Source organism: Butyricimonas sp. DFI.6.44 (assembly GCF_022132345.1).
Taxonomy (GTDB): domain Bacteria; phylum Bacteroidota; class Bacteroidia; order Bacteroidales; family Marinifilaceae; genus Butyricimonas; species Butyricimonas muris.
In genome coordinates, this window is record NZ_JAKNJD010000001.1 from 622104 (window position 1) to 635525 (window position 13422).

The 13422-nt window shown below is 48.1% G+C and carries 10 protein-coding genes; 7 read left to right on the plus strand and 3 right to left on the minus strand.

Annotation, left to right across the window (positions count from 1 at the left end):
• Nucleotides 1–61: 61 nt before the first annotated feature.
• Genes L0M98_RS02670 through L0M98_RS02680 form a run of 3 tightly spaced genes read right to left on the minus strand, consistent with a single transcriptional unit; the run spans nt 62 to nt 3325 of the window.
• On the minus strand, nt 62–1321 hold the full coding sequence (locus L0M98_RS02670) for an ABC transporter permease (RefSeq protein ID WP_099292683.1): 1260 nt from the start codon (nt 1319–1321) through the stop codon (nt 62–64).
• Between the two features lie 2 nt (nt 1322–1323).
• Nucleotides 1324–2598: an ABC transporter permease gene (locus L0M98_RS02675; RefSeq protein ID WP_099292684.1), complete on the minus strand. Its 1275-nt coding sequence runs from the start codon at nt 2596–2598 to the stop codon at nt 1324–1326.
• A 10-nt stretch (nt 2599–2608) separates the two neighbouring features.
• A complete protein-coding gene (locus tag L0M98_RS02680) occupies nt 2609–3325 on the minus strand; it encodes an ABC transporter ATP-binding protein (protein ID WP_186975644.1) in 717 nt (238 codons plus the stop codon).
• Between the two features lie 504 nt (nt 3326–3829).
• Between L0M98_RS02680 and L0M98_RS02685 the strand changes: the two genes are divergently transcribed.
• The 7 genes from L0M98_RS02685 to nadA all read left to right on the plus strand — a co-directional run bounded on the left by L0M98_RS02685 (nt 3830) and on the right by nadA (nt 13350).
• Nucleotides 3830–5230: an alanine/glycine:cation symporter family protein gene (locus L0M98_RS02685; RefSeq protein WP_227214861.1), complete on the plus strand. Its 1401-nt coding sequence runs from the start codon at nt 3830–3832 to the stop codon at nt 5228–5230.
• Between the two features lie 136 nt (nt 5231–5366).
• On the plus strand, nt 5367–6626 hold the full coding sequence (locus L0M98_RS02690) for a DEAD/DEAH box helicase (protein WP_186975646.1): 1260 nt from the start codon (nt 5367–5369) through the stop codon (nt 6624–6626).
• Between the two features lie 20 nt (nt 6627–6646).
• Entirely contained in the window at nt 6647–8146 is a 1500-nt protein-coding gene (locus L0M98_RS02695) for a potassium/proton antiporter (protein WP_099292688.1), read from the plus strand.
• A gap of 128 nt (nt 8147–8274) precedes the next feature.
• Entirely contained in the window at nt 8275–9693 is a 1419-nt protein-coding gene (locus tag L0M98_RS02700) for a hypothetical protein (protein WP_227214862.1), read from the plus strand.
• A 204-nt stretch (nt 9694–9897) separates the two neighbouring features.
• A complete protein-coding gene (gene nadB / locus L0M98_RS02705) occupies nt 9898–11475 on the plus strand; it encodes an L-aspartate oxidase (protein ID WP_227214864.1) in 1578 nt (525 codons plus the stop codon).
• A gap of 102 nt (nt 11476–11577) precedes the next feature.
• Nucleotides 11578–12414, plus strand: coding sequence for a carboxylating nicotinate-nucleotide diphosphorylase (nadC, locus tag L0M98_RS02710; protein WP_227214865.1), 837 nt, complete (start codon nt 11578–11580; stop codon nt 12412–12414).
• 9 nt (nt 12415–12423) lie between these two features.
• Nucleotides 12424–13350: a quinolinate synthase NadA gene (gene nadA, locus L0M98_RS02715; RefSeq protein ID WP_099292690.1), complete on the plus strand. Its 927-nt coding sequence runs from the start codon at nt 12424–12426 to the stop codon at nt 13348–13350.
• Nucleotides 13351–13422 lie beyond the last annotated feature (72 nt).

A 13422-nucleotide genomic window follows, 5' to 3' on the forward strand; every position in this document is an offset into this window, starting at 1 on the left:
TGCCGCTTGTGCGGCTGGAATCATCAATCTAAAATCGTAAATCATAAATCACTGAATTGTTTCATTCTTCCCGAATCGCGTCGATCGGTTTTATATTCATGGCACGGAACGCAGGAGCCAGTCCCGCGAGGCTGCCGAGCAATAACAGGATGAAGGTTGCACCGACGACCGTCCAGAACGAGATTTCAAAACCGGCATAATAGCCCTTGGCAGAAGTCACGCCGACGTTCATCAGTTCGAGGACGTAGACGGCAAGGGAAATACCCAGCATACCCGCCAGTCCGGTAAGCACCATGCTCTCGCTGATAACCTGCCCCATGATATCGTAAGGACGGGCGCCGATAGCACGCCGCACGCCAATCTCCCCGGTGCGCTCGCGCACGGTGATCATCATGATGTTGCTCACCCCGATCACTCCCGCCAGCAAGGTTCCCAAGCCGACAATCCATATCAACAGGTCGATACCTATAAACAGGTTCTCGTACAACTTGTATAACTTCTCCGCGTTTATAAGGAGTACCGCCTGCGCGTCATTCGGGGCAATCATGTGGTTCTGCTTGACGACGCGTTCCGCTGCCGACTCTATCGTCTGAATCTTCACGCCCGGCTTGCCCGTCATGGCAATAAGGTGTACCGAGTTGCCCGTCTGATAGGTATTCTGCATGGTCGTGAACGGCAGGATAACGGTTTCTTCGGCATTCCCGCCGATATTGATGTCACTGTCGATCGTTTCGACCACGCCAATCACTTGGTAATACACGCCATCCACGCGGATATACTTGCCCGTGGGATCTTCTCCCTTGGCAAACAGCGTTTCGTAAATACGAATACCGATCACGCAAACTTTACGCTGCTCGTTGACGTCGATGTCATTGAGAAAACGCCCGTAGACGAGGGATTGATGCTCGATATTCTCGTAATCCTTCATCACGCCCTTGACTCCCCCGGTAAAAAACTTGTCTTCATACAATATATTATTATCCCCCCGACGACTGAAGAGCATCGGGACGATGTAAGCAATCTCCGGAATGTTGGAGCGCAGGATATCGACGTCTTTCACGTTGAGGCTCCAGTAACGTCCCTTGCGGAATCCCTTGTACGCCTCGCTTGTCGGGTGGGAACTGACAAAACAGGAGTTGGTGGCAAAACTGCTGAACGAACGCCCGATAAGTACCCGCATCCCGTTTCCCCCGCCAATCAGAACGATCAACATGAATATCCCCCAGAATACCCCGAACGCTGTCAGTATGCTCCGTGTCTTGTTACGGGTGATCGTCATCATGATCTCTTCCCAACGGTCTAAGTCTATTATATTTCTCATAGTTAATCGGCTCTAAGTGCTTCAATCGGTTTAATTTGTACCGCCTTGCGTGCCGGGAAGAATCCCGCCAGCGTGCCCGCGATGACGAGCAGCACGATAAACGAAAGGGCGGTGCCCAATCCCACGGTGGGGTCTTTAAATATGGTAAATTGCAGGAAATCGGTAGACTCCGCCACGGCTTGGGCGTCAAACAGGCGGGCTCCCCATTCCGTGAGAGCGATACCGCCGACCATACCGATATACCCGAAGAAGGTCGTTATAATGATCGACTCAAGGATTATCAGCCACAGGATTGACGCCGGGGACGCACCCAAAGCCTTGCGGATACCAAATTCTTTCGTGCGTTCCTTGACGGTGATCAGCATGATGTTGCTCACCCCGACCACACCGGAAAGCAACGTGAATATCCCGATCACCCAGATTGCGATCTGTATGATCTGTTGCGCATCAAGGAATTGCAGGAAAAACGTGAAACGGTTCCACAGCCAGACAGCACTACGGTCGGTCGGGTCGAAACGGTGGTGCGCGGCAAGCACCTCCTTGTAGCTCTGCTCGAAAGCGTCGCCTTTCTCCCGTGTATCCAACCCCTTGGTGGTAAATAGAATCTGGTCGATTTTGTCACCCTTGATATACACGTTTTGCGCCGTGGTAAAAGGGATAAAAGCGTCTTGGTCATTGCGTTCCTTATTCTGCACGTAGACTCCCACGACCTTGTAAGCGATGCCGTTCACGTTCACGTATTCCCCGACGGCGTTCCGTCCCTTGAACAGGGTTTCCGCCGTCCGCGGATGAATCACGATCACCTTGCGCCGTTCGTCGAGGTCTAATTTATTAATAAACCTGCCGTTATTCTCCGCTACCCGGTACGGCTCGATTTCCACGTACGAAGGCTCCACGCCGACAAGACTGCACACGACGTACTCGTCGCCCTTGGAGATCGTACGATTGTTCATCTTGAGGATAGCCCCCGCCACCCCCACGTGCGCGGGGAACTTGGTTTCCGTGTTCAGCATATCGGTGTTATCAAGTTGTATCACCCTTCCTTTCTGCATCCCCTCGAAAGTCTTGCTCGTGCGGGAACCGTATACCTTGATGGAATTTGTCGCCCGATCGGCGAAGTTACTCTGAAAGCCATTCATCAGCCCGTTGCCGGAGCCGAGTAACACGATCAGCATAAATATTCCCCACGCAACGGAAAAGCCCGTGAGGAAGGTACGCAGCTTGTTCCTGCGGACGGTACTGATAATCTCGTACCAAATGTCAAATCTTATTTTCATGTCGTTCGGTTTATTTCATGAGATCCTCTTTGCCGAACACCAACACGTCGTGGTTACGGTTGTCTTCCACCGCCTCGATCACGCCGTCTTTAAGGCGGATAATCTTGTTTGTCCGGTTGGCAACGCCACTCTCGTGCGTCACGACAATGACCGTCATACCCGTGTCGTTGACCTCTTTCAATATGTCCATCACCTCGACCGACGTCTTGCTGTCCAATGCCCCCGTGGGTTCGTCGGCAAGAATGATGCGAGGCTGCGAGATCAACGCCCGCGCGATAGCCACACGCTGTTTCTGCCCCCCGGAAAGCTCGTTAGGCATGTGGTGCCCCCACTCCTTCAAGCCAAGACGGTCAAGATATTCCAACGCCAACGCGTTACGCTTGCGACGGCTCACGTTCTGGTAGAACAACGGAAGCGCCACGTTCTCCATGGCATTCTTGAAAGAGATCAAGTTAAAAGACTGGAAGATAAAGCCGATCATCCGGTTGCGGTATTCCGCCGCTCTCGTTTCGCTCAAGTCACGGATCAATACCTCGTTCAGGTAATACGCTCCCGTGTCGTAATTGTCGAGAATCCCCAGAATGTTGAGTAACGTGGATTTGCCGGAGCCGGACGAACCCATGATTGATACAAATTCCCCCCGCTCGATGTCGAGGTCTATGCCTTTCAGCACGTGCAACGGCGCACCGTTGTAATACGTTTTGTTTATGCCTTCTAAGTGAATCATCCCGTTAGTTGTTTAGTTTAGTGAATTGCTTTTTCTCATATATATACATTTTTTCTGAATAAATATTCGCACAACAATTAGCATTCCTTATCAATACACATGCCATTTTATCAAACAATTACATCTACAATTCGTGGATGTTTAAAATTTAACAACGATTCGACGGATTGTTAAAATTGCATATTCCAAGAACCGTCACACTCGTCAACGAATGGAATACGCATTCATGATGAAGAACGAAAAGGCAGGAAAATCGGGGTACAAGAAATTGAAAATTGAAAGTTGAAAATTGAAAATGATTACCGAAGTAAGACTGTAATTCAACTCTCCCTCTATAAACAGAGGAGGAGCTGGAATACACTCCCTAACACAAATAATCAATTGGGTACTCGCCAAAGACGAACAAATCATTTTCAATTTTCAACTTTCAATTTTCAATTGTCCGGCAACCCAATCCCTAATTTTAACGTATAAAAAGCGTATTTTATAAAAACTAAGGTGCTCATGGAAACATTGAATAATTGGATTATATCGGTAAATGACTTTATCTACACGTACATATTAATTGCCGCACTGATCATCATCGGGCTATATTTCACGTTCAAGAGTAAATTCGTGCAATTTCGAAATATCCGCGAGATGTTCCGGTTGCTCGGTGACGGCATCACGGGCGGTAGCCACAAGAACTCGGTTTCTTCCTTTCAGGCTTTCTGTATCGCAACCGCTTCGCGGGTAGGCACGGGAAACCTCGCCGGGGTGGCAACAGCTCTCGCGCTCGGGGGCCCCGGGGCTATTTTCTGGATGTGGCTAATCGCTTTGGTGGGTTCTGCCTCCGCCTTTATCGAATCGACACTGGCACAGATATACAAGACGCAAGGCGAGCGGACGTATATCGGCGGTCCCGCTTTCTACATGGAACGGGGACTGAAAAAACGGTGGATGGGTATTCTCTTTGCCGTCATCATCACGATCACGTTCGGGTTGGTATTCAATTCCGTGCAAGCGAACACGGTGACTTTCGCCTTTAACGAAGTATTCGGGGTAAACCGCATGTGGTTCGGGATAATACTGACCGCACTTACCTTCCTCGTGATATTCGGGGGAATACACCGTATCGCCGTTATCTCCGGGATACTCGTTCCGCTTATGGCTATCGCGTATATCCTGCTCGCCGTGTACATCTTGTTCACGCACCTCGGCACATTGCCGCACGTGGTCGGCATGATATTCTCCAACGCTCTCGGTTTCGAGCAATTCGCCGGTGGCGGGCTTGGGGTTATCGTCATGCAAGGCATACGGCGGGGATTATTTTCCAACGAGGCAGGAATGGGTTCCGCGCCGAATGCCGCCGCTACCGCCGACGTGAGTCACCCGGCGAAACAAGGATTGATACAGGCATTGAGCGTGTTTACCGACACGTTGATTATATGCAGTTGTACCGCTTTCATCATCCTGCTCTCGGACGTGCCGCTGGACGGCTCGATAAAAGGCATTCAACTCACGCAAATGGCACTGACACACCAAATCGGAAGCGCGGGCGGACAATTTATCGCTATCGCCATACTACTTTTCGCGTTCAGTTCCATTGTCGGCAATTACTCGTATTGCGAAACGAACCTGCTCTTTATCTCGAAGAACAAGAAATACCTGCAAATATACCGTATCGCCGTGGGTGGCATGGTGATGTTCGGTTCGATTGCCGCCCTCGATCTCGTGTGGAATTTGGCGGACTTCGCTATGGCAATCATGACGATCATCAATCTCGCGGCTATCGTACTACTGGGTAAAGTCGCACTGAAAGCCTTGCAGGATTACCAGCGGCAACGCCGTATCAGCAAAAAAAACATTGTCTTTAAAGCATCTTCCATTCCCGAATTGAAAGATTCGACAAGTGAATGGGAATAAAAACAATTTTTTTCTTAACTTTGCATCAACAAGATGGAAAGGTTAAACGTGACAAGCGACACAGAAATATCCGGATTGCCGCGGCCTCTCGAGGGACACGAGAGCGCACTTTAAAACATAGAAAGAGTTAAAAAAGATGAGATTTGACGAGCTGGAACTAGAGGATGAAGTATTGCAAGGATTAGATGCAATGAATTTTCAAGAAACAACACCTATACAAGAATTAACTATACCCGTTATACTGGAGGGAAAAGACTTGATTGCCTGCGCGCAAACAGGCACCGGCAAAACAGCCGCCTATACCCTCCCCATTCTGAACAGACTGGTGAAAGACGAGAAGAAAAACGACGCGGTACAAGCCGTAATCATGGCTCCCACGCGGGAACTGGCACAACAGATAGACGTGCAATTCGAGGGATTCTCTTATTTTCTTCCCGTATCCACCGTAGTGGTGTACGGCGGCGGTGACGGGGCACTATGGGATCAACAAAAAAAAGCGTTGCGCATGGGTGCGGACGTGGCTATCGCGACACCGGGGCGTCTGATAGCCCACCTGCAACACAGCGATGTCGATCTCTCGCAGGTAAAATATTTTATACTGGACGAGGCTGATCGGATGCTCGACATGGGATTCTTCGACGACATCATGCAGATCGTGAACAAGTTGCCCAAGGATCGACAAACCATTCTCTTCTCGGCAACGATGCCACCGAAAATCAGACAACTGGCACAAAACGTTCTCCGGGACCCCGTGGAAATCAACGTTGCCGTATCCAAACCCAACGAGGCGATCATGCAAGCCGCCTACATTTGCCGCGAGTACCAGAAGATGGGGATCATCGAAGAATTGTTCAACAAACCGGTGTTACACAAAACACTTATCTTCGCCTCTTCCAAACAAAAAGTAAAAGACCTCGCTTTCACCCTGAAACGTAAAAAATTCAACGTGGCCGCCATGCACTCCGATCTTGAACAACCGGAGCGGGAAGCCGTCATGATGAATTTCAAAAACAATAAAACAGACATCCTCGTTGCCACGGATATCGTGTCACGTGGCATAGATATTGATGATATCGGATTGGTTATCAACTTTGACGTACCGCATGACCCGGAAGATTATATCCACAGAATCGGGCGTACGGCGAGAGCTGATGCCGAGGGCGTGGCTTTAACTTTCGTTTCCGAAGCGGAACAGGGCAAGTTCTATCGTATAGAACAATTTATAGGGGAAGAGGTCTATAAAATTCCCATTCCCGCCAACCTCGGAGAAGCACCCGCGTATAACCCTAAGGCTTTCAATCACGGATCGTCAAAAGGACGGGGAGGCAAACCCGGTAACCGTTCTTTCGTTAAAAAGAAAAACTATGCCAAACGAGGCGGAAGCCCACAAAATTAAACTGATAAAAAGAAACGCTTATGACTTTAGACGCTGGAAACATCTTACTTATTGGATCTATTCTATTATTTGTTAGTATTGTTGTCGGGAAAGCCGGTTTCCGATTCGGCGTCCCGGCGTTGTTGCTCTTTCTGGGAGTAGGTATGCTCTTCGGGACGGACGGACTGGGAATCGAGTTCAACAGTCCCCAGACAGCACAATTCATAGGTGTTATCGCGTTAAGTATTATATTGTTCTCCGGCGGTATGGATACCAGTGCCTCGGAAATAAAACCCGTTCTGGGGCAAGGAATAATACTTGCTACCGTCGGGGTGATGTTGACCGCCCTGCTCACGGGATATTTCATATACTATATCACCAATCTGGAGAATAGCTTTATCAAACTCACCTTTATAGAATCGCTCTTGCTCGCTTCGGTAATGTCGTCCACGGATTCGGCTTCCGTGTTCTCGATACTCCGGTCGAAACGTCAGGGACTAAAAGAGAACCTGCGTCCCATGCTGGAGTTGGAGAGTGGTAGTAATGACCCGATGGCGTACATGTTGACGATTCTATTGATTCAAATGATCCAATCCGGGGAAAGTAGCCTCGTGAATACAGCGTTACAATTCGTGATGCAAATGAGCATCGGTGCCGTGGCAGGATTCCTGTTGGGAAGGTTGGCAGTTTACAGCATCAACAAACTGAATATCAATCAATCGCTCTATCCTGTCCTCTTGTTGGCTTTTGTATTCTTTATCTTCTCCTTCACCGACTTGTTGAGAGGAAACGGTTACCTAGCCGTTTATATCGCCGGACTCGTGGTGGGCAACAAGAAGATGATACATAAAAAGAGTCTTACAACATTCTTCGACGGTATCACGTGGCTGTTCCAAATCGTGATGTTCCTCACGCTGGGATTACTCGTGAACCCGGCAGAACTATTGCCTATCGCTTCGCTGGGTATTTTAATCGGGGTATTCATGATTATACTGGCTCGCCCGCTCAGCGTTTTCCTTTGTCTTCTCCCCTTCCGGAAGATGACAACCAAAGCACGGGTGTACGTTTCATGGGTAGGATTGCGCGGAGCAGTCCCTATCATTTTTGCCACATACCCCCTCATCGCGAACGTACAGCACGCTTCACTGATATTCAACGTCGTGTTCTTTATCACGATCCTGTCGTTAGTAGTGCAAGGGACAACCGTCAGTTTCATGGCTAAACTACTCGGACTGTCTACCCCGGAAACCCGCAAGAATGTATTTAACGTGGAATTACCCGAAGAGATCAAAACCGCCATGTCCGAAATCGAGGTGATCCCCTCCATGCTCACGAAGGGCGATCGGCTGATGGACTTAATATTACCGGACAACACGCTGGTAGCCCTTATCAAAAAGAATGACGCCTATTGCGTACCCAAGGGTAAAACCAAACTCAACACGGGCGACAAACTCCTCGTGATCACTGACGACGACGAAGCCCTCAAAAAGACTTACGAGAGTCTTGGCATCACGGACTATTCGATTCAGAAAAACGCATAAGGGTTTATACGGAGTAAAATTATTATTTTATAATTCATCAGCAAATGCTATATTTGCAGTGGATGAAAAACACCGGAAAACATACAACCTTTCACTTTAGCCCGCGACACCTTATAATCGTGAGTTTCATGTTCATGATGTCGGTTTTTCCGACCGGAAAGCTATTCGCGCAACCGGATAACAATAACACGGAGAAAAACGACACGGTACCTTCTGACAAAAACCGGTATATCTACTTGAAGAAACGGTTGCAGATTGATTTCGATATTACTCTACAAGCACACCAACAAACTTATTTCGGCCCGTTGCTACAAATCAACTCGAACGAAAACGAGTACTATAACCTTTTTCTGGATTACCGGAAAGGGGAATTACAACAATTAATCGTGTATTCCAGAGAAAACCTGAGAAAGTTGCCTATCCCCTCTTCCTCTCCGAACCCGGAATTTAAGGTAAAGCTGACCTTGTTCCAACAGAAAAAAGAATTTACGATTCAAATCGGCGATACATTATACACGATCAACAACCTCGGGTTCGATCCCAAGGCGGGGTATAAATTTGCTTTTATCGCCGACAAAGAGAAAGTACTCGACCGGGACGGCAAACCGGCATTACAAATTAGCAATATTCATTTTATCGAAACCACGGACAAACAACTCTCCGCTACTTTCTGGTATTGGTTTATCTTTATACTTATCGTGGATTTACTCGTGTTCGGCGGTGTACAATTGCGTAAAAGGCTTTTGCGCCGGAAACAATCCGCTTCAGCATCCCGGCTGGAAAATGAAGTTATAATCGCCAACAACGAATCCCCGGTACACATACCCCAAACGGTAAACGCCGTTTACCTGTTCGGCGGCTTTCATATCTACGATGCCGAAGGAAACAATATCACGAAGAAATTCACCCCCTTGTTGAAAGAACTTTTCTTGTTGTTATTGATACATACACCAGAAAAAGGCATCACCTCCGAGCGATTGAAAGAACTACTATGGTTTGACAAGACCGAACAAAGCGCCAAAAACAACCGGGCGGTAAACATCGGCAAATTACGAAGCCTACTGGATACCCTCGGGGAAAACGAAGTCAGCAACAAAACCGGAAGTTGGATTCTCAACCTTGCCCCGGAACAGATATACACGGACTATTACGATTATCTCTCCTTGTCGGCAAAAGGTAAATTAACCGCCCGGGAAGATATTCTGAAACTACTGCAACTATCCAAGCAAGGCGCCTTCTTGTTCGACACGGATTACGAGTGGCTAGACCGCTACAAATCGACCGTATCGGATTACATTATCGATACCCTCGTGAGTTACACGGAAACTTCCGTGAATATTCAGACAGAACCCGATCTGGCATTACAGATAGCCGATTCGATCTCCCTTTGCGATCAACTTAACGAATACGCGCTCCAATTACGGGTAAACGCTTACGCCGCCCTAGGCAAACACTCCCTTGCCAAGAAAAGCTACGAGAAGTTCACGAAAGAATACCTCAATGCCTACGGCGAGAAGTTTTCCAAGTCGTTTACCGACATTCGCTAATCAACGCCTCATCCATAAAGTTCACCGTATCCCGCAAGTCTTTTGTCCACGGCAACTCATGTTACCGCTCCCCCCTTTTCAAAGGACATCCCTCACTTTATGAACTTTATAAACTTTATAAACTTTATGAACCTTATGACCTTACTTTTTATTGGTTTAGATAAAAAATATTACTACTTTCGCATCAATTTACATGACAAAAAAATGCGTAGTTACGATTATATTATTGTCGGAAGTGGTTTAGCAGGTCTTTATACGGCCTATCGTGCGTCAGTTTACGGGAAAGTAGCATTGTTAACCAAATCCAATATCAGGGAAAGTAATTCTTATTTTGCCCAAGGTGGAATTGCTGCCGTTACCGGAGAAGATGATGCCCCGTTGTTTCACTTCCAAGATACGATCACGGCAGGAAGAGGTTTGTGCGACTATCCTGCCGTTCATGTTTTAGTAAACGAAGGACCCGTTCGCATACAAGAATTGATTAACGACGGTATGCACTTCGACACGGAGAACGGGGAACTCGCACTCGGTCTGGAAGGCGGACACCACCAAAAGAGGATACTACACGCCGGCGGGGACGCAACCGGAAGGATGATTACCAATTTCGTGATTGACAAAGTGGAACATTGTCCCTCGGTGGAAGTATTCGACAATCACGCTGTTATCGCCCTGTTACAAGACGAACACGGGTGCTACGGCGTCAGATGCTGGGATTTTAACGAAAACCGGGAAGAGGTATTCACGGGACACAACGTGTTACTCACCTCCGGCGGGACCTCCGCTATATACAAACGCACGACCAATCCCCACACCACGATCGGTGACGGACTGGCTCTCACGTTCGAGGCAGGATGCGAAATCGCGGATATGGAATTTATCCAATTCCACCCCTCCGCTATCTACACGCCCTCGGGAGAGGCTTATCTGGTCAGCGAGGCTGTCCGGGGAGAAGGTGCCCACCTGTTGAATCAACAGGGCGAACGCTTTATGGTAGGGAAACACGAGCTTGCCGAACTTGCCCCGCGGGATATCGTGGCGCAATCCATATTCCTGCAAATGAAACAGAACAATCAGGACTACGTTTACCTGTCATTGAAACATCTCGATCCGGAAAAGATAAAGAAACGCTTCCCGAATATATTTGAAAAGTGCGCGGAACTAGGCATCGACATGACTGACCGCATACCAGTCGCACCTGCCGCCCACTATACCGTGGGAGGTGTCAGAACCGACTTGAACGGGCGGACAAATATCCCCCACCTTTACGTGTGCGGGGAACTCGCTTCGTCCGGCATCATGGGAGCCAACCGACTGGCATCCAATTCACTCATAGAATGTCTGGTATACGGTAAACGTGCCGTGGAAGATTCCGTGCGGAACAGACGGGAAGCCCCGGTTCCGGAGATCACTCCCCGATTCCATTTGGATGCGCGAAAACTCGACGCTTACCTACAACTTAAAACCGAAGTCGCCGACATCATGACACGGGAAGCCGGAATCATCCGAAACAAAAGCGGATTACAGGAAGGCTTGAACCGTCTTGAAGCATTAAAAGCAAAAGAAAATTTTGAAGCAAACGAATACTATTCACTGGTTAGTAAAAACCTGCTCACCGTGGCGGAATTAATTATCCGTTCCGCCCTCTTCCGCGAAGAAAGCCGAGGCGGACATTTCCGCTCCGACTACCCGAACCCGGAAGATGCTTTTGTATGTCACATCATTCAACAAAAGGAAAAGGAAATCAGGACACTACCGGTACAATTGAAAATGGAAAACGAATAAATTTACGATTTATGAATTACGATTTACGATTAAACAAGCGTTGACATGTGGGTCGGAATCAAAAATCAAAAATCAAAAATCAAGAAATCTAAAATAGATAGTATGTACGACTCGCTAATAGAAAGACTAATCGACCTCGCCATTGAAGAGGATATCGCCACGGGGGACATCACGACCAATGCAATCATTCCCGTGCAGGCAAAAGCAGTTGCCGAGATGAAGGCAAAAGCCGACGGAGTTATCTCCGGGTTGGAAATCGCTAAACGAGTATTCGAGAAATTTGAAAAAGATATCGTATGGGAACCGTTAGTAAACGACGGAACCGCCGTGAAAAAAGGAGATATCATTCTACGAATCGAAGCAAGCTATCGTACTCTTTTGTTAGGCGAGCGATTATCGTTGAACATCTTGCAACGGATGTCCGGTATTGCCACGGAAACAGCCCGTTACATGAAAGAACTGGCAGGAACGCGTACCCGCTTGTTAGATACCCGTAAAACCGCACCGGGATTGAGAGTGCTGGATAAAATGGCTGTACACCACGGCGGAGGCTCCAACCACCGGATGGGATTATACGATATGATTATGTTGAAAGACAACCATATCAAGATTGCCGGAGGTATCCCCAACGCCGTGAAAGAAGCGCGTGCCCATCTCCCTCTCAGCATCAAACTGGAAGTGGAAACCACTACTTTGAAAGAAGTACAACAGGCACTTGACGCGGGAGCCGATATCATCATGCTCGACAACATGAGCAACGAAGCGATGACCGAAGCGGTAAAACTCATCGCGGGCAGAGCCAAAACCGAAGCATCGGGAAACATGAGCATCCCCCGTCTGAAAGAAGTTGCCGCCACCGGGGTAGATTACATCAGCGTGGGAGCGTTGACACACTCGGTCACGGCAATGGACATTAGCATGAACATCAAAATGAACTAATACACGGTTATGACACACAAGGAAATTGTCGATAGGATACAACAGTTGAAGAAAGAAAAAAACGCTATTATTCTGGCGCACTATTATACCCGCCCGGAAGTTCAAGACGTTGCCGATTATTTGGGTGATTCACTGGGACTCTCCCGCATGGCAGGAGAAACGGATGCCGATATTATCGTTTTCTGCGGGGTTCATTTTATGGCTGAAACCGCTTCCATCATCTCCCCGAACAAAAAAGTACTGATTCCGGCAGAAGGAGCCGGTTGCTCTCTGGCAGAAGGCGTCAGCGGGTACGACTTGCGGGAATGGAAAAAGGCAAACCCGGACGGTCTTATCGTCAGCTACGTGAACACGACCGCCGAGGTGAAAGCGTACACGGATTACTGCTGTACTTCATCCAACGCCTTGAAAGTCGTACAAAGCCTGCCGAAAGACAAAAAGATTCTGTTTGTTCCCGATAAAAACCTCGGTGCTTACATCCAAAAGGTAACGGGACGGGAAATGGAAATCTGGAATGGCGATTGCTGCGTGCATGACCGTATCGATGCCCAAATGATATTGGATAAACTGGAACAATACCCGGATGCCGACGCGTTGATACACCCGGAGTCCAGTTGTTCACACGACGATCGCGTATTGAATCATCCCAGAGCTTTCATGTATTCCACGGCAGGAATCATCAAACACGCCAAGGAATCACCGAAGCAACAATTTATCATCGCAACCGAATTGGAAACCATTCATAAGTTACAGGCGGATAACCCCACGAAAGAATTTATCCCCATTCATCCAACCGCAATCTGCGGACAAATGAAAAAAGTAACCCTTGAAAAAGTCCTCGACGCCCTTGAAAAAGAACAACACGAGGTACGCCTCCCCGAAGATTTAAGGCAGAGAGCGTGGTTACCGATCCAGAGAATGCTAGATATCAATTGAAAATGGAAAATGGAGAATTGAAAATGAACTCCTCCGTCAGCAAAGCTGACACCTCCTCTATAAACAGAGGAG